This is a genomic window from Paenibacillus gorillae, from assembly GCF_000513275.1.
GTDB classification, from domain to species: Bacteria; Bacillota; Bacilli; order Paenibacillales; family Paenibacillaceae; genus Pristimantibacillus; species Pristimantibacillus gorillae.
Genome location: NZ_CBVJ010000129.1, coordinates 45,679 through 69,299, shown reverse-complemented (window position 1 = coordinate 69,299; position 23,621 = coordinate 45,679). Strand labels below are relative to the sequence as shown.

The following is a 23,621-nucleotide window of genomic DNA, read 5'->3' as shown; positions in this document are numbered from 1 at the left end:
AGGCATAAGGTTAAGCCGGGAAGGAAAAACGTATGAACGCGATAGAGAAAAGAATTGAGGAGCTGTACCGCTATAATCCGGATTTGACGCCGCCGGTGGATCTGGATGCGTTCTGGCAGCGCACCTTCCAAGAGGCGGCGATGCGGCCGCTCCACGGGACGAGAGTGTTGACGGAGACGCCTTTTCCGGCGGTTGATGTCTATCATGTAACTTATGAGGGTTATGACGATACTCCGTTGAAGGGCTGGTATATCGTGCCGAAGTTCATGGCGGGTATGGGTCCGCTGCCATGCGTAGTTGTCTTCCACGGCTATACAGGCGGTAAAGATTATCCTGAGGCGTACGCCGACTGGGCGCTGCTCGGCATGGCAGTGTTTGCTGTTGATGTTCGCGGCCAAGGCGGCGAAACCGGCAACCGGATGGATAGCGAATACGGGATGACCAAGGGCTGGCTGACGCAGGGTATTTTGGATAAGGACCAGTTCTACTACAAGGCGATTACGGTCGATGCATTGAAGGCGCTGGAATGGGTGGCAGAGCAGCCTGAGATTGATCCGTCGCGGATCGCCGTATATGGAGATAGCCAAGGCGGAGGGCTCAGCCTGATGATGGCGGCGCTAAGCAATGTGCCGGCGGCTGTCGTGGCGAACATTCCGAATATGTGCCATATGGATTTTGGCATCTTGAACTCGACCAGCTCCTTACAGGAAGCGGCTGAATTCGTTCACCGTTCCCCGGAGCATCTGAACGCGGTGCTGAATACGCTCAGCTACTTCGACATGGTGCATCTCGGCGAGATGATCGAAGTGCCGGTGATGATGTCGGTCGGCTTGAAGGATACCGTTTGCATGCCGGAGACGATATTTGCGGCGTATAACCGCATCCCGTCGGAGAAGGTGCTCAACATTTACCCGTTCACGGGCCATCAGGTGAGCAGCTATCAGAAACGGCAGGCGATGGAGTTTTTGAAGAAGCATTTGTGAGGATGGCTGCGAAAGCAGCTGTGAGAGCAATTGTAAGTGCACAAGCAAATGCAAGAGCAACAAGTGCAAGAGCAACTGCAAAAGCAGCTGAAAGAGTAGCTGAAGAGCAACTGCAAGAGCAGCTGTGTGGGGCGCGTCCTGGGGGACGCGCTTTTTTGTTGGTTGTTGGCTGGCGGGCGGTGTGATACAGAAGTGGTGTGGATGCAGGATGTAGGAATGATGGGAGAAGTGGGCAGGGTTACAAGTAGATAAGAGGGGTGGAGACGGAGCAAAATGTAAAAGTGCATTTTGTTTGAGATGAAATGGGCTGTTTTGGGGCTCAAAATGCAAAAGTGCATTTTGATTGGCCGTTTTGGCGGGAAATGGGCTATATTTGGCCGTTTCACCTGCACTTTTGCATTTTGAACGGCAAAATCGGCGATTTGAGAGAGTTTGAAATGTATTTTTACATTTTGAGGCTGGCGAATGGCAAGGTTGGCGTGCAGAAATGCCGGGAATAGGCGAGTGGAAGTCTTTTTCCCTTCACAGGCATATGGAAATTCTGCTATGCTTGGGGGAGATTAATAAACCACGGCTAAGAAAGAGGAATCGACATCATATGTATTGTGTATGCAAACAACATGTAGAGCTGGCTATTGATAAATTTGTGGACGAGTATGAGGATGCGCCTGATATCGTTGACTTGGAAAAAACCGAATTTGCGGACTGGGATCCTCCGCGCAGCTGTGATATGTGTGAGCAAGGCGCCGAGTTCCTGGTGGTGTAGCCGGGATGCATATTCAGATAGCGGCGGTCGGGAAGCTGAAGGAGAAGTATCTTGTGCTTGGCATCGCGGAATATGCCAAGCGTCTCGGGCCTTACGTGAAGCTCACGCTCACGGAAGTGCCCGATGAGAAGGCGCCGGAGACGATGAGTCCGGCGGAGGAAGTGATTGTGCGCGAGCGAGAGGGAGAGCGGCTTCTGGCGCAGCTGAAGCCGGACGCCCATGTTGTCGCGCTCGCGCTGGATGGCGAGCTCTGGTCAAGCGAGGACCTCGCGACCCAGCTCGATAAGTTAGCCACGTATGGGCGCAGCCACGTGGCTTTTGTTATTGGCGGGAGCACGGGACTGGCTCCCGCCGTGCTTCAGCGCGCCCAGCAGAAGCTCAGCTTCGGGCGCATGACACTGCCGCACCAGCTCATGCGGCTGGTGCTGGTGGAGCAGGTGTATAGAGCGGTGAAGATTAACCGAGGGGAACCATACCATAAGTAGGGCGTAATTGTTTGTCATTTGTTAACTATATTGAATTCAGTTTCTCGTGTTATGTTCATATTGGCTCTTGATAAAGTTAATTAACATCTCAGTGTTTTTCACTGACCATTGTGCAAAACTGGGAGTTAAAATTTTTAGTGGCCAAGAGTTTGCAACTTCTCTAAGTTGTATACTTGCTTCTAAATTCTTTATAAATGGAGGCATAGACTTCTCGGGAGGTATTATTTTAATGTAGTTTAGAGTTTTAGAATGCACTAACTCATTTCTAATGGTTATTAACTTATTAACATTCGACCATAGACTTCCCTTTTCGGGCGGCCACGTGTCACCGCAGAAAAGGGATCCAATGGCTGAAACTTTATCTATTAAGCGTTCATTTTTTTGATATGAAATATGGTCGGAGCTGATTTCTAATGGTATTCTATTTAAAATGAAACCAGGCAGTTCATTTTTGTTTAATGTAGATATAAAATAGATAAGCTGATTTACGAATGCTTCAAGTGCACTAACGCTTATCATTACTGCTCCTAGACAGTTACTAACTTCTTCAAATAAGTCACCAGTAGATGCAGAAAATGCAAGTCTCCTTGCAGAATTAATGTGTAGGCTAGCCATATCCATAAGTTCAAATATTTCATGCCAACCATTGTGTTCGATAATCTCGACCCATGATAGACGGATATCAGAGTCATTCATCTTCCTCATAATATTATCAAGCTTTTTTATGTTGGGCTTTGTGTCTTCTTTTACCCCGGATACAATTTTTGCAAAAGGTATTAGATTGGGCATACCAAGGATTTGTTCCATAGAACCAAAATCGAAGTCAACCTCACCGCAACAATCTCTGTATTTTTTATTGCTTCCACAAACGCAAGTTGCTCCAGGACCAATGACCTCGCCATTAGTAGCCAATTCTCTTGAATCATCTTTTAACTTACTGATTAGGTTCATTATATGAAGCACCAAAGCGGCGTTTTCAATTACTTCTGCTAACTTTTTGGCTTCATAAAGAGTTTTTCTTGCTTCAGACATCTGTTTTGCTTCCGCGTATATTAATGATAAATTAATAAGAGTTGAAATCTCTCCCCTTAATGAACCAAACTGTTTAGTTATTAATAGATCCCTTTTTGTGTATGCTATAGCTTCAGCAATTTTTTTTCTTCTCAAATAATATAATCCTAGAGTGCTATAGTTATTCGACACACCTAAAATATAACCTTCAGTTAGCTTTTCATGAGTATTTCTATTTAATAAGTTTATGCCTTCATTTTGAATTATTTTATCGTTACTTTTTAATAAAAAAACTGCTTTATTAGACTGAGCGCCTAAGTAATGATCAATATCTTCATCTCTTGATTTATCAAAATTTTGAAGTACCTTATCGAAGATGTTGTTAATATACTCAAATGGGACATCTTCCCTCTGATAGTCAAAGTCAATGAAATGCAAAAACGTCTTTCCGATTTCTAGCAATGTTCCTCTCTTATTTATCCCATCATTTGAATTAGAATCTAACTTTTCAACGAGTAGTAATAGCGTATCAATCGTGTTAAAGATTACTTTTTTATCTTCAGACAGATTTACATATAGCCTTAGCTTTTGAGTTAAAATAGCATTCTTTGACCTAACATCGAGTGAATCTATATCAAACTCCTCGTTTATTAATTCCAGTGCTTTTCTATCAAAACCAAGTGAGATATAAAATTGAAAGAGGTTCTGTCGTATAGTTTGTTTTGTCTTGTAACTTAAATCCGACCTAAGGAGCTCAAGTTCTAATTCCGATGAACATAAATGTAATTGCTCCCTGGTCATACTTAAAGAATCTTTTAGTGATTTCTCTAGTCTATCAATAAGAATATTCTCATCTTGAGAACTGTTTTTAAAGTTTTTTAAACAACAGTTTTTATATTTTTTGCCACTCCCACAAGCGCACTTGCTGTTTGCATATTTATATTCGCCCATAGTTCCACCATCTCTTTAGCTTATCATTGGATTATTAGTCCACTTTATTTACTCTCGCAAGGAATATTGGATACCTCAATCAATTAGATTTTCGACAAATAATCACAATTCCCTTTCTAACTCTAGATGATCTTAACGGTTAAATCGCTGATACAAAAAAATTAAGGAAAGGTGTTCAAGCTGTCGCAGGGAGTCATGTATTCAACTGAGTGCCTTCAATTTTCGCCGTCACTTATGATACGGTGAACCTTACCATAAGTGGGGCTAAAATAATTATCCTTAACCTCATGTAGCACGGAAATGTCATTTTTAAAAAATCGAAATTACGTCTGCTATATCTTCAATGAGCTTTACAGCGGCTAGCTAGAGTCAATTACTTGTTCCCAACACATCTATTCTCCCCTGTAACCCCTCCACAACTTCCTTCGGAATTTCCCTAATCTTGATATCTCCACCTAAGAAAAGCAGCCAATTTGTCATTTCGGCTAATTCATCCGGATGATGAACATTGACAAACGTCTTTAAAATAGCCGTAGTTTGATAAGGATTCGTATATGAAATTGTAGTTTTTAAAGGATGATACTTTTTGAACTGAGCAATCGCCTTGGGACCGAGTTCGATAACCAGGTTGATTGCTTCTTCCTGTTTCTTTAGTTGTTCTGCAATCTTCTTTTTGCTTATTCTTCTTTTCCCAGAGTATGTTTTGACATCGGTGAGATTGTCGACAGGGATAATCCGCCTTTTCCCCTCCTCTAGGCTGAAGCCTTCAATTTGCCAAGAACTTTTTTCACGATAGAGGCGCATGAGATAGATGGGATAAGTGTGTATTTCTCTTCCTTCTTCAATGGAAGCCACTAAGTAGCGGTCTTCAAGAAGGATCTGGATGAGTTGTTCTAACATCGGATGGGGCAGATCGGATAGATCGAGCAGGTCAGGATTGTGGGGATTGGTCCCTTCGAAGAGCAGGATTTGATTTAACAGAACGAGATCATCTTGCTGGTTTTGAGAGATGAGGCCGAGCAATTTCTCTGCTAAAGAGTGGCGGCTCTTGAGGTAAGGGAGCTGCAGATTGCGTGTGGCCATGAAGGCGATAAAAAGAGCTTTAAGCTCGTTATCGGTAAAGCGAACCGTGGGCAGGACAGAGTTGTTCATCACAAAGTAGCCCCCGTCCCTCCCGACTTCGGCGACCAGAGGCATTCCCATTGCTTCAATTTCCCTAATGTCCCGAATCGCCGTCGAACGGGAGATATTGAACTCATGCATGATTTCTGAAATGGTAAAATGGGCGCGGTTGTTGATGTACCGCATGATGATGTTAATCCGTTCTACTTTTTTCATCGGGACCTCTAAACAGTATCATATTTTGACATGATTTATCGTTATTATAAACCCATCAAGTAAAAACACAAGATCAAATCAAAAAAAGGAGCTGGGAAGATGGCAGCGTCAGATCAGAAGCATCGGTACCGGAAGCACACAGGGAGATCAAAGGAGGAATTGGAATGAGTATAGTTACCGATAATGAAAAGATCGCGAAGGTTGAATCCCGTCCTATCGGAAGGACGGCAGCTTATTGGATTGTCACCAGCATTCTCGCATTCTCTATTGCATTAAGCGGGATCGGGCAATTGATGCAATATGGCGGCAATATCGAGTTGGTAACCGATATTGGATTTCCGTTATATATCACGAGCATTCTCGGGACTTGGAAATTGCTTGGAGTCATTGCGATCGTCATACCAGGTTTCCCTCGGCTCAAGGAATGGGCTTATAGCGGTATCTTTTTTCTAATGACAGGTGCAGTCTTATCTCATGTGTTCGCTCATGATTATGGGGATGGCGGATTCCATGTTATTCTTCCGCTTTTTTATGCTGCACTTGGCATCGCCTCCTGGGCGCTGCGCCCGAAAAGCCGCAGACTCTAATGGAAATGACATCAACGCGAGTCCATTCTGAATCGGATAGACTTTCCCTGTCAAAGACACTAATATTTAGGTAGGGAGTTGTAGGAGAGAATAATTGGCTGAATGTTAAACAGTATCATATTTTGACATGATTGAGGCTTATGATAAACCTATCAAGTGGATAAACAAATTAATGAATACATTCAAAAAAGGAGCTGGAATTATGGCAACGTATACCTTTGAGGAAAAAGAAAGCTTTATCGTTCTGGGAATTGGAACGGAGCTGAAAAGCGATTACACGGATTATGCCGGTATCAATAAGGAGAAGGAAAGCTTTTGGCGGTCAGTGGAGCAGGATGGAAGGCTTGACGCGTTAAAGGCGATTGCTGCGAACGATTATATTTTTGCCGTAAACGAAGCGGTCAATCACAAGATGATGTATTATGCTGGCGTAATGACAGATTCATCGGTACCGGAAGAACACAGAGTGATCCAATTTCCTAAGGGACAATACCTCGTGGTTAAAGGCGAGGGGAAGTCGGCTGATGAGCTCAGCAGCAAGCTTACTGGCATTGCCTTTGGTCAAGCGTTGCCAGCAGCCGATAATTACGCTTATGTTGGCGGGCCTAATGCAACGGTTGAGATGGGGCAGCGAGATAACCTCGTATACGGGGAAATGTGGATTCCGGTTGTGGAGAAGTAAACGAAATCAGTAGGAGGAATGAGGAAATGTCTACGATCGTTGACTTTAAAAATGTGTCTGTGGCTGGTCTGGAATCTTCGCCGGTAGCAGAAGTGCTAGCTGGTCTTCGCGCGAATGAAGCCCGTTACTTCATGAACAAATACAAGCATGAATTTACGACCGTACCGGCTGGCGAAAGCCAGGAGACGCTTGATTATGTGAAACGAGTGTTGAAAGAAGAACGTGGTATTGAGTTTGCAGCACAACCGCTGGAAACATCCCTTTTTCAAGTAGAAAATATCAAATGGGCCTTCGTCTTTTATGAGGATGGTCTAGCGGTCAACGTCTTGTATACGGTGGATGATCCTAAGAAGCGGGCCGTGGGTTTCAAGCTATCTGAGGGGATGGAGGTTCCTAAGGAGCTGGAAGAGAAATTCAAATTTGCAAGACAGAAGTCCAAGCTGGCAGGGACCATCCGAGGTTCGTTTTTCGTGATTAAAGGGGAGTATTGAAGCAAGCCCCAAGCCACCGAGATAAAGAATTACCTTGCAGCAAGAAAATATAATAATAACGAATGGCGGCCATAGGGCCGCCATTTTTTTCGCCGATAGACCTGTTCGTTAGTTGAAACTTACTTGTCATAATTATCTGATGTAAAAACAATGTCACCGTCTGCTAATCGGAGAATGATTTTATAATCAGGCTTGTTGAAGCTGTCGATCGTGCTGCCAAACATAAAGGAAGTATTATCGCTTTCCAAGATCGGTGAAGGCACCAATTCGTGAGGTTTTATAAGTTCACCAACAATAGGTTTGACACCATTGCTGTCTTTTTCGCCATAAATTGGCTCTGTTTTTACAAGCAAGGCTTTGCCGTTTGTAAGTTCCATATTTATTCGCCACGTGTCCCCCACAAAGCTGGTTGTATAGATCAGATCTGTCTTGCGGACAGGCGAGCCTATGGCAAAAAAGTAAGTTAGCAGTGCAAAAATCAATAGGAGTACTGTAAATCCCGTTACCACTTTCTTCGTTGTTTTTATTCTTACTTTCTTCAGAAAATCGATTTCTTTCTTATTTATATGTAAATCCGAGTTATCTATTGAAGTTGAAAGCTTAGCATGAAGCGTACGGCATGCTTCGCATTCCTCAAAGTGTTGTAGGATGTCATGTTCGGTTTCTGCACTGAGCAAGCCGTCTATGTAATTTGGCATAGTGTCTTGGACAATATGACATTTGATCATTTATAACACCTCCATAATTTTTTGTTTTGCTCGGTAGAACGTGACACGTGCCCAGTTTTCATTTTTGCCAAGTATTTCACCTATTTCCGCGAAGGAAAATTCACCTGAGATACGCATATGGACAATTTCCCGCATAGGTTCACTCAATTGGTGAATAGCTCGATACAAGTCCATTTTGTTACTCTGGAACAGACTGGCTTCCTCCGGCGACATATTCGGTGAAGGGACATCCTCTTGCAACTCTTGATTTGGATGCTTTTTTCTTTTCTCAAGCTCCTGATACCACACATGCTTGGCGATCTGGCAAAGCCAAACACTTATTTTGCAGGATCCGTTATAGGTATGAATTGAGTATACAGCGCGGTAAAATGTTTCCCCCGTTAATTCTTCGGCCAAACCTTCATCATGAGTAAGGCTAAGTAAATATCGGAAGACACTTTTTGCATAATGTTTATAAATTTCTTCTATATCCTCCGCCACTCTCTCACTCCCTTCGACTATATATCCGAAAAAAATATATTTCGTTACAATGAAATGTATTTATTTTTGTCTTTCTTTAAAGCATACAATTCACTCACACCTTGTCGTACTGGCCGTAGAGGTAGAGTATTGAATCCAATATGGTATATATTAGCAGTTACTTCGTTAGGAAGATATGGTGAACCGTTCCATAAGTGACGGTGAAAATTATTTTGCAGTACGGTGTTGAAGGAGATGGGGAGAGGAAGAAGGGCATAGGAGAAGTAGAAGGCGTTTCAATCTCAAACGGGGCCCAACTAGAATTAGACTGCTGAGCCCCATCTGAAATAAAATACTATTGAATTTCAACTTTATCGAAAGCTGAATGGAGCTGATCAATCATCTTGTTGCAAAGGCAGCATGACAGTAATTTTGGTACCCAATCCAGCTTGACTATGAATGGTTACGCCGTAGTTCTGTCCGTAAGCAAGCTGCACACGTTCATGAACATTTTTTATCCCATACCCTGCTTTCGATTCGGAGGATAACAGTGTTTCAACTTGCTTGGAGGACATTCCACAGCCGTCATCTTCGACTTCCAATATGAACGCTGGAGCACCAACGTGAACGGATCGGTAAACACGGATGGTGATATTCAGACATGTATGATTATCATAAATAGCGTGATTAATGGCGTTTTCCACAAAAGGCTGCAGCAATAATTTTAACGTTTCATGGGTTAACAAGCTTTCGTCAACTTCCCAGTGCTCCATGAAGCTATCATCAAAGCGCATATGCTGGATGGCAAAATAGTGTTTGGTTAGGGTGATTTCTTTCTCCAGCGTAATATACTGACGCCCCATATTGAGTGATGTTTGATAGAATCTTGCGAGACGGTTAACAATTTCACTCACTTCAACATTACCTTTTTGGATGGCCAGAGAGGAAATACCCGATAGCGTATTATACAGAAAATGCGGATTGATCTGGCTTTGCCATGCATAAAGCTCCGCATCGCGCTTGGCTATTTCCTTTATATACAGCTTATCAATCAAATCTTTGAGCCGTGTGCTCATCTGGTTGAAAGCGGTGCTTAATTGACCAATCTCATCCCTGCTGGGATCTGCGGGCAAGAGGGTGAAATTTCCCAGTTCGACTTGCGCTGCCTGACGGTTTAATTTACGCAGACGGAGCGATAGATATTTGGCAATAACAACGATCATTAGGATAGATAAGACAAGACTAAATATCGCGATCACAACAATTTGCATCGCGGTTTGACGAGAGGAACGCATGATTTCGTCAATTGGGGTGAGAGAAACAGTTTTCCAGCCATGATACATGGTATTGTACACCAGCAAATTGGGATCTCCGTTTATGGTGACAACCTCTTTATCGGCGGACAATTCGGGGCCGACGGCTTCGTTGAATGACAGGTTTAAAAGCGATTTATCCGTTGCTGAGATGATTTGGTTTTTTTCATTGAGTAAGTAGACGCTTTTGTTTTGCTCCTCTTTCTCAATCAACCTGTAGAGCAATTCTTCATAGATCCCGATCGTCACCATGCCGTAGGGCTGGTTTTGTGTATTAAAATTGAGAGTACGCCCCAGATAAATAATGTTTTTCCCTTTTTTGTCCTGAACGACGTTGCTGAACATATTGTTCCCGTAGGTTTGTTGTAATTGAGACAAATACTGAAGCGGCAAATTTTCATGGGTGATATGTTTGAGAAACAGACCATCCTCTGGGAGTGTTGTATTGTGCACATAAAGAGTAATGCTGGCCAGGCTGTTGTTCGCAGTCATCAAGCTGTATAGAAGTCCATCGATATATCGGTAGGCTTCGAAGACAGAATAGTCATCTGTGTAGTTTTGCGTAAGGTAAGCTTGTAAGGTTTCATCTGTATAAATCATAGATGAAATTTGGTTAAGATTATCCAGATGAGCTTTTACATTGCTGCTGATTTGCTGGTTGCTGCTATACATATTTTCATAGGTCAATTCCAGCAGCCGTTGCTCCGTTCGATCATAGAAGAACATCGTAATGAATATCAGAGGGGTGATCGTTACGGTAAGAAACATGAGCAGTAATTTCTGCAGCAAAGACGAATTGTTGAAAAACCTTTTCAATGTCTTCATGTTCGTGATCCCTTTTTCGCATGTGTACGGTATTGGTTAGGGGTGAGTCCCGTACGTTTGAAAAAGACAGCGCCGAAGTAGGAGGGGCTGTCATAGCCGACTCGTTTGGCAATCTCCTGAACTCTAATATTGGTCTCCTGCAGCATAAGGCAAGCATTATCCATGCGGATCTGAGTCACATATTCGAGTAATGTTTTTCCGGTAACATCTTTGAATATCGTCCGGAGATAGTTGGGTGAAAGAAAGATAAGCTCAGCCAGCATATCAATCGAAATAACCTGTTCATAGTTTTTCTGTATGATCGTACATACTTCGTTGACAATCTCGATATGCCGATCGACAGGAGATGCCTCCAGCTCGTCCATTATAAGGCTCAGAATTTGCCGCATATGTGTTTTCATAGATTGCATGCTTTCCATCAGAGAAAGGCGTCCGAAAAACTTGGAATCCTTATCCATTACGTCTTGCAGATGACGGTTATTAGCCGCAACTGCGGATCGTACTGCATCAAAAATAGAAACGCTTTCTACAAAAACTTGACTGATATTTCCGGGCGGCAGACCGCCATCGTAAAAATCATGAAGCCATTCTTCCACTTGGTCTCTGCGGTTTTGTTGTACGGCGGCAATCAAGTGCTCTGTCTTGGGAAAGGGTTCCTTCCGAGATGCGGTGTGCGTGTTCTCCCAGTTGTCGTTGATCAGTCCTGTGCCGTGAATCGCAACCAGTTGATTGTGGGTTTGCAGCATCTTCGACCATTGTTTGGTAAAGGAGAGCAGTGATTGCGGGTGGTCTGTCAGGAACAGAGATATCCAGCGTTGCGCACTCGCAGACTGATTCCGCCAATTCATAAACACAGTACGGTCTGATTCCTTGGTGGCAAAAATCCATTGGCCATCGCGCAGTTTGGTCAGTACACCACGGGAGTGACTGGGCAATCCGGCGATGAAGAATTCTAGCCGTTCTACAGTGGAAAAATCCCCGGAAGGCGCGTCGAATGCAAGAGGGTGCTCTGCCAGAAGCGTATATTCGTTTATGCTGATAAATACAAAGTAAAAGGTTTTGTTATCCGCAGGAAGATGCAAATGGTGGTTGTATACAGCAGTAACTTCGTCCGCTAAGCCAGAGAGCAGATTACCCCCGATTTGAAGAAGTTCACGCAGGTATTCCCCCGACGTTAATAAGGTGGAGTTGAGTCGGTTTTTCTGCTCTTCACACCGTCGACGAACCGTCCTCATAGTGGCAGCCAGCTCTTCATGGTCAATTGGCTTCAGCAAATAGCCGCAGGCACCATGCTGCAGTGCAGCACAAGCATAATCAAATTCATTGTATCCGCTTAGAAAAACAATTTGAATGTTAGGGAATCGAGTATGAACTTGCTTACAGAGTTCAATGCCGTCCATGACAGGCATTTTAACGTCAGTAATGAGAATATCCGGCTGCAGGGATTCAACTTTTTCCAATGCATCTCGTCCGTTGCTGGCAGTGGCAATGACACGGCAGGACATTTTTTCCCAATCTATATAATTAGCAAGAGTGACTAAAGTGAGCCGTTCGTCATCGACTAAAATTATAGTGTACATAGACCCTCCGCGCATGCTATTGTCCTTTTCTATTGCACTGTAACTCGTCTAGAAATCATATGCCGTTATAGGTAAACGCTTACTTAGAACAGAGTATAAGTTTGAATGCAGGTTATGTCAATTGCAAGGAATGGAGTATCGGATGGCGTCCATATAAGTTCATGTCTTCCTATTTTTTAACCAAAACCCTTGGTATTTTGCAAGTTCGTTTTTTTGTTATAGAAATCGGAAAATCGTGATATAGCCATACAATTCAAGATTCCCTATGATGAATTCATGATCATAAATCGGACATGAGGAGGCGGGAGAATGGAATATGAGGTGGATAGAAGCAACGAGAAAGCGCCGTTTCTTAGGAATCCTATAATAAAAAAAATGGTTCGACAGCGATATTTTTATTTGCTTCTCATTCCGGGAGTTGTGTGGGCCGTATTGTTTGCTTACGCCCCAATGATTGGCTTGTACATGGCATTTGTAGATTATAAGCCGACTTTAGGGGATTTCTGGGGCTCGCTTTTTAAAGCAGACTTTGTGGGATTTCAGTGGTTTGAATACTTCTTTTCCGGACAAGATTTTTGGCAAGTGATGCGCAATACTTTGGTTTCCAGTGTGTTAACACTGTCGATAGGGTTTGTTCTTCCTATTTTCATTGCAATAACACTGAATGAAGTAAGAATCAACTGGTTTAAGCGGACGGTACAAACAGCCTCCTATTTACCATTTTTCATTTCATGGGTTGTAGCTGCAAGTATCGTTGTTACCTTGTTATCCGCTGAAGGACCTGTAAATCAGCTGCTGATGAAAATCGGAATTGTAGAACAAGGTGTGCTGTTCATGCAGGAAGGCAAGATGTTCTGGATCATTATAGCTCTTTCGAATGCTTGGAAGGATATGGGCTACAATTCCATCATGTATCTGGCTGCCATTGCTGCCATTCCAACGGAGTTGTTCGAAGCGGCGAAAGTGGACGGCGCCAATCGTTTGAAGCAAATCTGGCACGTTTTACTGCCGATGCTGCGGCCTACCATTATTATTCTATTGATTTTGAACATCGGCAACTTGATGAATACCGGGTTTGATCAATATTTTTTACTAGGTAATTCACTGAACCGATCCTATTCTGATGTAATTGATACCTATGCGTTCCGTTATGGCATTCAGAATGGCATGTTCTCCTATGCAGCCGCTGTAAGTATGTTCAAATCGGTAATAGCGTTTATTCTGGTCATAACTGTAAACAATATTTCTAAAAAAATGGGTCAAACTCATTTGTTCTAATCGTTGTGCATGTGGCTGGGGGAGGAGTAAGAAATGGATAATGAAGTTGCACGGTATAACAAGACGGACGTTAGAAGCAACTGGTCACCGCGCTATACGCTGGCAACCATTACGGGAAATACGATTGTTTACGGATTTTTGTTGCTATTGTTCATCGTTACCTTTTTTCCTTTCTGGCATATTTTCATTTTGTCCCTGAATGATGCGTCAGACCCGGCTTATGGACAATTCATGCTGTGGCCATACGATTTCACTCTGGACAGTTACAAAACCGTTTTGAAGGATGCAGAAATTCTGAATTCTATCGTCGTGACGGTCGGCCGAACCGTGATTGGCGTACCTCTTACGCTGGCTTGTGTTTCAATGCTGGCTTATGCACTAAGCAAAAGAGAACTTGTAGGCTGGCGCGGAATTAATTTGTTTTTCGTATTCACGATGTATTTCAGCGGCGGATTGATTCCTACGTACATGGTCGTGCGCAGCTTGAATCTGATCGATAATTTCTGGGTTTTTATCTTCCCGGGGATAATGAGTATATTTTGGATGATATTAGTTCGCACCTACATGGAGGGTTTGCCCAAAGAAATGGAGGAAGCGGCACAAATAGAAGGTGCAAATGATATTCAGATTTTTCTGAAAGTAATTATCCCTGTGTGCACTCCGGTATTGGCAACGATCACTTTATTCTCAGCCATAGGTCATTGGAATGCTTGGTATGATTCTTACATTTATACCTATAATCCTGATTTGAAAACATTATCTGCGGTTCTGGTAAAAATTCTGAATCAGTTCCAGACCAATGACATGTTAAATGCGGCACAGCAGCTTGCCAATGAACAGCGTAAGATGCCGGTATCCAGCGAGAGTATCCGTATGGCCGTTACGATGATAGCTACACTGCCGATCATTCTTATGTATCCATTACTGCAGAAGTACTTCCTGAAAGGAATGCTTATTGGGGCAGTGAAAGGCTAAGCGATATCAATCAGTCGTGGTTTCGCCCCTATCCCGAATCGGGCATCCGGATCAGGATAGGATTGAAATATAATCTCCCTGCATGGGCAGGAGGGAAGCAAGCTGGATGGTTCAGGAATTTCATTTATAGGAGGGGTCCGAATGCGAAAAAGAATTCTCATGGCAACGGTACTTGCATGCACGATGCTGTTGAGCGCATGCAGCGGCGGAAACAAGAATGTAAATGAAAGCGTATCCAAAGGGGAGGGAGAAAACAGTACAACGAAGAAGCCTATTACATTAACTTTGTTTGACAAAAATGTGGGTGATCCGTTTACTAACCCTGTTGCGAAAGAAATTACAGAACGTACAGGTATTTTTATTGAGGTTCAGCAGCCTACCGGTAATCCGGACGAGAAACTGAATCTGATGCTGGTCAGCGGAGATTTGCCTGATATTGCGCTAATCGACAGACGTGAAGCAACCTTGAACAAATACATTGCTGGTGGAGCCTTGATTCCGCTGAATGATTTGATTGAGGAGCACGCTCCGAATATCAAGGCGCGTTATGGTGACGTGCTTTCCAAAAGTGTGTATGAGGATGGCAAAAATTATTATTTGAACAACTGGTACGGCTTGGATCCAGATCCAAACTGGGCAATCAATATGCGTATGGATATCCTGGAGGAGTTCGGATATGGTGAGCGCGCATTGGCCGGAGATTCCTTTACACAGGATGAGTTTCTGGACTTGCTGAGAAAATTCAAAGCGAAATACCCGTCTGTAGACGGAAATCCTTCTATACCGATGACAGTGAACGCAGATCATATGCCTACTATTATCGGTTCATTCAAGGCGATGTATGGCATGAAAACCTATTATGAGCATGATGGCCGTCTCGAGTTTATAGTTAGAGATCCGCGTTACTTGGAAATGATCAAATTCATCAACACTCTTTATATAGAAGGCTTGCTTGACCGTGAATGGGGCATCAATAAAGCCCAAAACTATGAGCAGAAAACAGCCAGCGGACGTGTGTTTGCCACGGCGGGCGGTATTGTGAATGAGGCCAACAGTGCATTCCGCGCCAAGGATGGCGAGGATACAAATAAACTGTTCTACGGGTTTAAGGTAACTGCTCCAGGCGTTGATCCGGAAAAAACAACATTTGGCCCTCGCAGTTCCTTGGGTTGGGACGGTGTTGGTATTACAGTAGCAAATGAGCATCCGGTTGAAACGATCAAGTTTCTGGACTTCCTGGCAAGTGAAGAAGGGCAGTATTTGCTGATGTGGGGTAAAGAAGGCATGAACTGGAATATGGAGAACGGAGTTCATGTACCGACGCAAGAAGCATTAGCTGCAATTACTGCGGATTGGGCAGAATTCTCGAAAACAACAGGCGCGCGTAAATGGACATGGATGATTCGTAATGGATTGGGCGAAGACGGCACTCCTTATGATTTAATGTTCCGTTATAACAGAGACAATGTAAGTCAACATGCATTGAAATCAATGGCAGGCTCCACTTGGGATACCGCACTTTATGATGATCTCGGTCCAAAGGGAGGCTCGCCTGACGCATTGAGTGAGCAAAAAATCAAGGATATTATTGACAATAGTTTCTCTACGATGGTGTACGCAAAGTCACAGAATGAAATTGATGGTATGTATGCAAAAATGATTGCGGAGCTAGAAGCAAATCATGCAGGGAAGATTGAAGATATTTACACAGCTAATTACAAGGTTCGTATGGAGCTGTACAATACGGCCGAAAAAAATTAAGACTGCAGCAAGCCAAGGAAGTATCACTATTATTACGGGGCAGTTGGCGACAAAAGGTATCCTGCCCCGTTTATTTTAATATTGAATAACAAATATCTAACGAATGGACAGGAGATTGCATCGATGTGGAAACTGTATTCGCCTAATAATGCTGTTAGCTTCACAGTTTTTGAGAGTTCTGAGAAGGAATTAGGGTACGCTGTTGAGCGTAATGGTAAAGCGGTAATCGAGCAAAGCAAGCTTGGCTTTGAAAGTGATTTGGAGAATTTCACAAGAGGCTTTCGTTTTGTAAAGGAAGCTCGTGCGGTTGTTGACGAGACCTATTCGATACCAGCGGGTAAAAAAGCAGTTTATGAGAATCATGCGAATGAGATGACGTTAGAGTTTGAGTGTGGCGCGTATACGTTTGTACTATGCGCGCGCGCGTATGATGATGGTGCTGCTTTCCGCTATCAAGTACTGTCTAATGAAGAAAAACCGATGAAAGTATTACGTGAAGCAACAAACTTCACTTTGTCAGAGGCCTACAATGATTTGTGGCTGCAGCATTGGGTAAGCAGCTATGAGGGTACCTATGATCGTACCGGCTGGGAAGACAAAGAAGGCAGAGATTACGGGATGCCTAGCTTGTTCCACGCTGACAATGGCGGCTGGGTCATGCTTACAGAAGCAGAGGTATATAACACGGATGGCAGCTACTGCTCATGTCATTTGCGTGGAGCCGGAAACCGAACCATGTCTTTGGAATTCGCTCCGGAAGAAATGGGCGGGCCGCTCTCCTGTAAACTGCCGTTCTCCTCTCCTTGGCGCGTCATTGTGGCGACAGACGATTTGAACGAACTGGTTAATACCACAATAAACTATAACTTGAATCCGCCATCTGTAATGGAAGATACAAGCTGGATCAAGCCGGGTCGTTGTTTGTGGGGCTGGTGGGAATATATGAATAGCGCACAGCTCTACACCGAGCAGAAACGCTTTGTGGATTTTGCGGCAGGGGTCGGATTTGAAGGACTCACCGTGGATGCAGACTGGGATATTACGTGGCTGAAAGAGCTATGCGACTATGCCCATTCGAAGGGGATTGTCGTATGGCTGTGGAGCGCCATGCAGTATATTGACACCCCTGAAAAAGCACAAGAGAAAATTCCGCTGTGGGCAAGCTGCGGGGTAGATGGACTCAAGGTCGATTTCTTCCAAAATGATTCTCAGCACACGATGTGGCAATATGAAATGATTGCAAACTTAATGACGGAACATCGCTTGATGATTAATTTCCATGGCGCGACCAAATGCATGGGCGAAGGACGCACTTGGCCGAATTTCATGACGGCAGAAGGTATCTTGGGGCTCGAGCATTATATGTGGAGCGGCTTGCCGGACGCAAATCACAATTGTACCGTTCCGTTTACACGCAATGTGGTCGGTCCGATGGATTATACGCCGACCGGGTTCTCGAACAAAAACCGAAACACGACGCTAGGGCATCAAATGGCGCTTTCAGTCGTTTATGAATCAGGCGCTGCGCATATTGCAGCATCCATTTATTATTTGGAGGCATGGAAAGGGACTGATTTTTTACGCCGCATGAAGCCTGTGTACGATGAGGTAAAGGTGCTGTCTGGTTTTCCAGGTCATCATGCAGCCATTATGCGCCGCTCACAAGGGGATTGGCTGATTGGCTGCATCACAGACGAAGCAATGATTTTGCGTCTGAAAATGGATTTTCTGCCTGAAGGTGAGTTTGAGGCTGATATTTATGAGGATGATTCCAGCGGTGAATTGATGAAAGTTAAGCGCATCAAAGTGACTTCTGCTGATGTAATCGAACTCCCGCTTCTGAAAAGCGGCGGTGCCGGAATTTATATCACCAAAGAAATCTCAGAGCTGCCAAAAGGGATTTGTTCCGGTTACATGAGTGAAGCAAGAACAGAGTACTTAGCACTAGCGGGACAAACACTGCAAGGCAGCGAGCCTGTCGTTTATGAAAATGAACAGGAAGCCGTTTTACTGAATGGCAGTATTGTGTTTGCAGTGGAAACAACGGATACGCCTCAGACAATAAGACTATTCTATGCAGCACAAGAGCCTTGGACACTGCGTGTAAGCGACGGAATCAACAAAGTGGAAATGGAAATGCCGCAAAGCGGCTCTAATAAAATATTCCTTACTAAAGATGTGGTATTTCCTTTCGCTGGCGGCGAGAGCGCGTTGTTCTTCGAGCGTATTGGAGGAGCTGTGCCTGCTTTGGAAAGATTCCATATTATTGATAACATTCCGCAAAAGGAATTGTATGTTCCGGTTGGAAAAGGCAGCCTGAGCGGTGGCGCAGAATTGGTATTAGATGCAGCAGGCGCGGAGAAGGCTACTGGTCTTGGTAATGGCGGCGAGCTGAAGTTTGACCGTGTTAGGGTGCCTAAGGATGGCTATTATCTAATGCGCTTTGACTACTGTGCAGGGGAAAGCAGGGACCTCAGCATAGAGCTTAACGGGGGAGCACACACGTACAGAACAAATTTACACAACACAGCCGGTTGGGGATTCCCACGCTGGGATATCAAGGATCAGCGTGAAATTCGCATCTGGATGCAAGCGGGCAATAATACATTCCGTCTGTATAATGACGAAGGCCGGGCAGCTCATATATACGGCTTTGTGATTATTGCGGATGAGTACTAAGATAATTACCAAAGAAGATTTCATACAGCAAGAGCCGCGACTCGTTTTGAATCGCGGCTCTTGTACTGCCTAGGAACGTTGGAGAACTTCCTTCATATTCAGGTCTTCTTTCTTCGACGCCTCGACTTCATACAAGCTTTGTTCCTTGAAGCCAAGTAATCCCGATATCAGGTTGGCGGGGAAGGACGTAATTGCCGTATTGTACGCAATCACGTTGGCATTGTAGGTTCTCCGGCAAGCGGACAGCTTCTCCTCCAAGTCGGCTGCGGTATGCTGCAGATGCAGATAATTGCCGCTTGCCTGCAATTGCGGATATTCTTCCCCGATGGCCACAATGGCACCCAGCTTGCCGGTAAGCTCGTCCATCGCGTGCAGTTTGTCGCTCCAGCCTGCGTTCGAGGCCGCTGCTCTCATCTGTGTAATCTCTCTCAAAGTGTTTTCTTCGTATTTGGCATATTCCACTACCGTTTGCGCGACCTTAAGCAGCGCGTCGTATCGCTGCTGCATATAGACGTCGAATGCAGCTGATGTTTCTTTAATTCTGTTGCGCATGCCGAGCAGACTATTGTATTTGAAGATCATGTACAAAGCAATCGTGACAGCAATGATGATAACCCAAGCCATGAATTTCTCCCCCATGATCATATTCACCTAAATATAGGCCTATTGTAGTATGGATTTTGAGGAATAACAAGGAAATTTTACTGATATTGTCGAATGGAACTATTCAAGGCTCTACTACTACCATAACGAAAGAAGGCCTGCTCCATCATGCTTCCTTCCTACGAAGAAGTTTCCAAGAATATTTCCGCGCTCCAAGCATGGGAGCGACTGCGTCATCACCGCAATCGAACTATCCTCAGGCGCAGCTGGCATGTCGTGATCGGACTTGCCATAGCGACCATCGGACTCGGCATGATATGGTATTCGTTCGGGGAATCGAGCGCTGTCGGCAGTGAAACCACGGAGGAACTCGAGGGTCCCATTTATCTATTCCTATTTGGTCTCCTTGTCCTCATCTGTTCTCCTCTTTACATTCGCCAGGCATTTCGTAAAGCGCATAAAAAATACAGCCGCTTCTATAAGGAATTGATTATGCCTCCTATGGTTGCCAATATGGTGGGTAAGTCTAACTATCCTCCCGAACTCAGAGACAGCCGTTTCGACTGTCGTTTCGAAGCAGATGGCTTTATTTCGAAAAATCAACTGCTGGAAATTCCTATATTCAAAAGTTTGAGCAAAGCCAACCTGTATGAAGGGGAAGATTATTTCCAAGGAACGTTAGGTGTAACCGACTTCCAGCTATGCGAGATTCGCGCTCAAAAAGAGGAGAGGGATACTGAGAGTGGCAGCAAGGTCAGATCGACATTGTTTGAGGGGCTTGTCCTCGTTGCGGATTTTCACAAAAGCTTTGAGGGGACGACCGTCATCGTATCGCGTAAGGGAAAGATCAGTCATTACTTGCATCATGTAGGAGATTTAATGAAAACAATCAGCCATAATTTCGACAAGCAGTTTCGGGTTTGGACGACCGATGAGACGACGGCCAGTTACCTGCTGCCTGTCGATATGCTGGAGAGACTCGTGCAGCTACACACTCATTTTTCCAAAAATAGCATGAGCATCTGCCTGCACGAAGGGAAGCTTACGATCGCGATTCACTGTATTGACTACTTTGAAGCCAAAGGAATTAAGAAGCTTGAGAACGACGGTATTCTTCACACCTACAATGAAATTCGCTCCATACTGGGTATTGTGGATCTCCTCAATCTTAATACACGCATCTGGAACAAGGAAACCAAGCCTGCTCAATTGCAGTCTTAAACCCAAAAAGGGGAGAAAGATACAGGAGATGTAGAAATAGATTCAATCTCAGATGGAGCTCAACTCGCATTAGACGGCTGAGCCCCATCTGAGATTGATGGGTTGAAGCTTTATTTTGAAAGCGGAGTGGAGCTGATCAATTCATTCAATTCCGACTGTAATTGCAGCTGCAGTTTCTCAACGACCGAAAAATCTGTGGCCGCTACATAGTAGGCCTTGATCTGAGAATCGATGGTTTCGGCTTCCGCCAGATGGGAGGTGGCCTCTTTCATTTTGGCTGAGTAGCGTGCTTTGATACCGGCTATTTCAGCAGCATAAGCTTCATCTGTTCCAGGAGTTATAGCCAGATCGTACATATCTAGAATCTCATCCCCGTCCCGGTCTGGAAAGTATTCATGCGGGGCGGTACTGTCGAAGATAGCTGTCCCAAGCTTCGGGAAAATCAACATATCAAGGCTGTTCGGATCAAAGCCGCAATGAAATACTTGAACTTCGATTCCGTTCTGTTCGGCAGCGGAGGCAAGCTTTTTCAGCAGAGTCGATTTGCCAGATCCCGCCCTCCCTTTGATGAAAATCCGTCTTTCCAGCTCAGCGGTCAATCTTTGAATAAAATCGTATGCCCCCTTCGGAGTTGCAGCTCCGAAAAACAAGTGACGGGGAGTGGTTGGCGTATCGCCTTCGTGACCAGCGTATAACTCTTCAATTAAATCCTGTGCAATCTGATCAGCCTTCGAGAAGTCCATGTTCTCGATATAATATTTTTCCCACTCGTCATGAATTTGCAATGCAGCTGCGAACGTCTCATACGTTTTTGAATAGGCGCTCTCGAGCTGACCGCGAAGATCTTCTATCGTTAGGATATGTTCCGGTAAAAGAAGACTGTTATCAAACGCTTCCTTAAAGCCGATATAGACAATTTCACCGGCCCCGCTATCCGAAATCCCCGTGCAGACCCGCCCGTCGACAATACCAACCTTCAATTCCGTTAAAATGATGCCATCCAGTTCGTCGGAACGGAGAGGGGAGTGGAAGTGCTGCACATCCATATTCAACAGGCTATCTGCCAAGCTTTGAATGACCGTCGATTTCCCCGTACCTTGGGGCCCCGTAAGGACAAATATCTTGTTCAACCCTTCAAATGCGGATTTATACAAGAAATGGGCTCCACGCGCAGTGTTGCCGTGAGCAAAATAGTGAGAAGATTTTACTGCCAACCCGATACACTCCTTTGTGCCTATTCCGATTATCATCAGAATAAGCATAATTGGGATAGATGCCTATTCCTTTGTATATTCCGCATTGTAGGAAGTGGTGTTCGTCTTCTTCCCTAATTTTCTTGGCTTTTTTTGAAATCAATATAGATGATGAGGAGGGGAATTATATAGCTAATTATTTTAATATTTCAATGCCTATTATGGATTTTCTTACGGAGAGCCATAATGCAATGCTGAGTCATGGAGTTAAACTATATGCAGAAATATTTGTTAACGCACAAGGTGAACGTCAATATTCATCTTTTGAAAGTGAAAAAATCGATTTGTTCTCCAGTTACTTTAATAATACGGCATATAACTCTTTTTTCTTCTCCTCCTACCCTGTACAAGATATAATGCGAGTCAAGGAGTTTGGATATTTTTATGACATACCAGGCTCCTATTCTATTGAAGTTACAGGCGGCAGAGAAACCTATAAAAGTCGAGAACTTATACAAATGCGTATGATATCAAAGAATCCTAACAAACCAATACAATCCTTTTATCGAACCCTTCAAAGGGACTTAAAGAAAATTTCAGGATTGCAAAAGCATACTCAAAAGAATTATTTTTACTTGCCAACGGAAAAAATTATAATTCCTGCTAATCCGCATTCACAGAACACAAGAGATAATTGGGAGGACTTTTGTCTTTCAAAGATGGAGAGTACCCTATAAAAAACTTAGAAATTAAAGATAAAATCGTAATCGCTATTAATGAATATTCCGAGTTAGAGGAGAGAATAAAAAGATGGATAAGGATCTATTGGAACAGCTCACTCTTTGGCATAACTCAAAAACGTATAGTTGGCTATTTAGGAAATAAATTACCAACGGTTACCTTTCCTAAATGATTTGAATTGAGTTACAAATACTGTAAATTACGAGTGGGAAACATACATGAATAGACGACAGGCCAGGGATAAAAGGCTGGTCGTTTTTTACTTTAATCTTCCTTAGAATAGAGGGTTGCTTTTGCGTGCGGGGATTATTTTATAATAATGAATAAAAGCAAAGAGGGAGCGTGTATGCCATGTTGACGGAATCAAGCAAAGAGAGAAAGCTTTCGTTCGATATTCGAAGAACGATCATCTTGGGTGCCTTTATCAAGGAATGGTCGATGCCGGAGTATCGGGTCATTCTGAATCAACCCGACAAAGCAATCCATATCGAAATCTACTATTTTCCCGCAGTAAGCGATAACGATGTGGCGAGATTTGCTACTGTCGGGTTATCCGGTACTCTCCGTTCCAATGGACAACCAATCTATACGGAATGGATGATGGCTCTGTCATCTGATTTAGGCGGAGAGTCTGTCGATCGGATATTTTCATATGTATGTGATCTAATTGCACATCATATTGAAACATCCCGTAATTCCCAGATACCAAGAGTGATGGAGGAAAGCGGGCTTGCACCGGCAAACTGGTCGACGAAAGCCTTTCTCCTTGATGAGCTGAGGGGAGAAAGTGAAGAACTGGAGGAGATCCAGATAGGCAACGAGGTTGTCCAAGTCGTATGGGCTTTGCCTATCACTGCGCAAGAAGCCAGCCTGATCCTGCGGGAAGGCGTGGAAGCCTTCGATTCCTACATGGCAGACACCGAACATTCCATTATCGATCCCCGACGGTCGTAGGCAATTGCATGAAAAAT

Annotated in this window: 22 protein-coding genes; 14 read left to right on the top strand and 8 right to left on the bottom strand. The window is 44.0% G+C overall.

All coding sequences use genetic code 11. From position 1 onward, the window contains the following. Positions 1-32: 32 nt before the first annotated feature. The 4 genes from TY10_RS24705 to rlmH all read left to right on the top strand — a co-directional run bounded on the left by TY10_RS24705 (position 33) and on the right by rlmH (position 2,234). Entirely contained in the window at positions 33-983 is a 951-nt protein-coding gene (locus TY10_RS24705; protein WP_042169693.1) for an acetylxylan esterase, read from the top strand. Positions 984-985: 2 nt separating this feature from the next. After that, positions 986-1,168 (top strand): hypothetical protein, encoded by a 183-nt coding sequence (locus tag TY10_RS24700; RefSeq protein WP_042169690.1) that lies wholly within the window; start codon positions 986-988, stop codon positions 1,166-1,168. A 413-nt stretch (positions 1,169-1,581) separates the two neighbouring features. Beyond that, positions 1,582-1,749 (top strand): CxxH/CxxC protein, encoded by a 168-nt coding sequence (locus tag TY10_RS30065; protein WP_081735479.1) that lies wholly within the window; start codon positions 1,582-1,584, stop codon positions 1,747-1,749. Between the two features lie 5 nt (positions 1,750-1,754). Further along, a complete protein-coding gene (gene rlmH / locus TY10_RS24690; RefSeq protein ID WP_042169685.1) occupies positions 1,755-2,234 on the top strand; it encodes a 23S rRNA (pseudouridine(1915)-N(3))-methyltransferase RlmH in 480 nt (159 codons plus the stop codon). 36 nt (positions 2,235-2,270) lie between these two features. Here rlmH and TY10_RS24685 read toward each other — a convergent pair whose 3' ends face one another. Together TY10_RS24685 and TY10_RS24680 are read right to left on the bottom strand one after the other, a co-directional pair. Next, the gene (locus TY10_RS24685; protein WP_042169683.1) at positions 2,271-4,196 is read right to left on the bottom strand and encodes an SEC-C metal-binding domain-containing protein; all 1,926 of its coding nucleotides are present in this window, start codon (positions 4,194-4,196) and stop codon (positions 2,271-2,273) included. Positions 4,197-4,565: 369 nt separating this feature from the next. Continuing rightward, positions 4,566-5,534, bottom strand: coding sequence for a helix-turn-helix transcriptional regulator (locus TY10_RS24680; RefSeq protein WP_042169681.1), 969 nt, complete (start codon positions 5,532-5,534; stop codon positions 4,566-4,568). Positions 5,535-5,698: 164 nt separating this feature from the next. On the opposite strand from TY10_RS24680, the gene TY10_RS24675 reads away from it, so the two are divergent. The 3 genes from TY10_RS24675 (at position 5,699) to TY10_RS24665 (ending at position 7,294) form a co-directional block, all read left to right on the top strand. After that, positions 5,699-6,121 (top strand): DoxX family protein, encoded by a 423-nt coding sequence (locus TY10_RS24675; protein WP_042169679.1) that lies wholly within the window; start codon positions 5,699-5,701, stop codon positions 6,119-6,121. Between the two features lie 202 nt (positions 6,122-6,323). Beyond that, positions 6,324-6,803 (top strand): GyrI-like domain-containing protein, encoded by a 480-nt coding sequence (locus TY10_RS24670; RefSeq protein ID WP_042169677.1) that lies wholly within the window; start codon positions 6,324-6,326, stop codon positions 6,801-6,803. 26 nt (positions 6,804-6,829) lie between these two features. Beyond that, on the top strand, positions 6,830-7,294 hold the full coding sequence (locus TY10_RS24665; protein WP_042169675.1) for a hypothetical protein: 465 nt from the start codon (positions 6,830-6,832) through the stop codon (positions 7,292-7,294). Positions 7,295-7,413: 119 nt separating this feature from the next. Here TY10_RS24665 and TY10_RS29215 read toward each other — a convergent pair whose 3' ends face one another. The 4 genes from TY10_RS29215 to TY10_RS24645 form a co-directional block, all read right to left on the bottom strand. Beyond that, on the bottom strand, positions 7,414-8,022 hold the full coding sequence (locus TY10_RS29215) for a zf-HC2 domain-containing protein (RefSeq protein ID WP_052350758.1): 609 nt from the start codon (positions 8,020-8,022) through the stop codon (positions 7,414-7,416). Then, the gene (locus tag TY10_RS24655) at positions 8,023-8,502 is read right to left on the bottom strand and encodes an RNA polymerase sigma factor (protein WP_042169672.1); all 480 of its coding nucleotides are present in this window, start codon (positions 8,500-8,502) and stop codon (positions 8,023-8,025) included. Between the two features lie 374 nt (positions 8,503-8,876). Then, positions 8,877-10,619: a sensor histidine kinase gene (locus tag TY10_RS24650; protein ID WP_042169669.1), complete on the bottom strand. Its 1,743-nt coding sequence runs from the start codon at positions 10,617-10,619 to the stop codon at positions 8,877-8,879. After that, complete coding sequence (locus tag TY10_RS24645) at positions 10,616-12,199, bottom strand: response regulator (RefSeq protein ID WP_162160685.1); 1,584 nt, start codon at positions 12,197-12,199, stop codon at positions 10,616-10,618. Before TY10_RS24645 ends, TY10_RS24650 begins: the two co-directional genes overlap by 4 nt. Before the next feature lie 309 nt (positions 12,200-12,508). Between TY10_RS24645 and TY10_RS24640 the strand changes: the two genes are divergently transcribed. The 4 genes from TY10_RS24640 (at position 12,509) to TY10_RS24625 (ending at position 18,892) form a co-directional block, all read left to right on the top strand. Further along, the gene (locus tag TY10_RS24640; protein WP_052350757.1) at positions 12,509-13,477 is read left to right on the top strand and encodes an ABC transporter permease; all 969 of its coding nucleotides are present in this window, start codon (positions 12,509-12,511) and stop codon (positions 13,475-13,477) included. A gap of 33 nt (positions 13,478-13,510) precedes the next feature. Continuing rightward, positions 13,511-14,452, top strand: coding sequence for a carbohydrate ABC transporter permease (locus TY10_RS24635; protein ID WP_081735478.1), 942 nt, complete (start codon positions 13,511-13,513; stop codon positions 14,450-14,452). Positions 14,453-14,593: 141 nt separating this feature from the next. Next, on the top strand, positions 14,594-16,213 hold the full coding sequence (locus TY10_RS24630; RefSeq protein ID WP_042169666.1) for an extracellular solute-binding protein: 1,620 nt from the start codon (positions 14,594-14,596) through the stop codon (positions 16,211-16,213). Between the two features lie 123 nt (positions 16,214-16,336). Then, complete coding sequence (locus TY10_RS24625) at positions 16,337-18,892, top strand: glycoside hydrolase family 97 N-terminal domain-containing protein (RefSeq protein WP_042169664.1); 2,556 nt, start codon at positions 16,337-16,339, stop codon at positions 18,890-18,892. A 69-nt stretch (positions 18,893-18,961) separates the two neighbouring features. Here TY10_RS24625 and TY10_RS24620 read toward each other — a convergent pair whose 3' ends face one another. After that, the gene (locus TY10_RS24620) at positions 18,962-19,531 is read right to left on the bottom strand and encodes a LemA family protein (RefSeq protein ID WP_162160683.1); all 570 of its coding nucleotides are present in this window, start codon (positions 19,529-19,531) and stop codon (positions 18,962-18,964) included. Positions 19,532-19,663: 132 nt separating this feature from the next. On the opposite strand from TY10_RS24620, the gene TY10_RS24615 reads away from it, so the two are divergent. Continuing rightward, the gene (locus tag TY10_RS24615) at positions 19,664-20,716 is read left to right on the top strand and encodes a DUF3137 domain-containing protein (RefSeq protein ID WP_042169660.1); all 1,053 of its coding nucleotides are present in this window, start codon (positions 19,664-19,666) and stop codon (positions 20,714-20,716) included. A 110-nt stretch (positions 20,717-20,826) separates the two neighbouring features. Here the strand turns inward: TY10_RS24615 and TY10_RS24610 are convergent, their stop codons facing one another. Continuing rightward, entirely contained in the window at positions 20,827-21,930 is a 1,104-nt protein-coding gene (locus TY10_RS24610) for a PRK06851 family protein (RefSeq protein WP_042169658.1), read from the bottom strand. Between the two features lie 59 nt (positions 21,931-21,989). On the opposite strand from TY10_RS24610, the gene TY10_RS24605 reads away from it, so the two are divergent. Further along, complete coding sequence (locus TY10_RS24605) at positions 21,990-22,646, top strand: hypothetical protein (protein ID WP_155986044.1); 657 nt, start codon at positions 21,990-21,992, stop codon at positions 22,644-22,646. 355 nt (positions 22,647-23,001) lie between these two features. Beyond that, positions 23,002-23,604, top strand: coding sequence for a suppressor of fused domain protein (locus TY10_RS24600; RefSeq protein WP_042169656.1), 603 nt, complete (start codon positions 23,002-23,004; stop codon positions 23,602-23,604). Positions 23,605-23,621 lie beyond the last annotated feature (17 nt).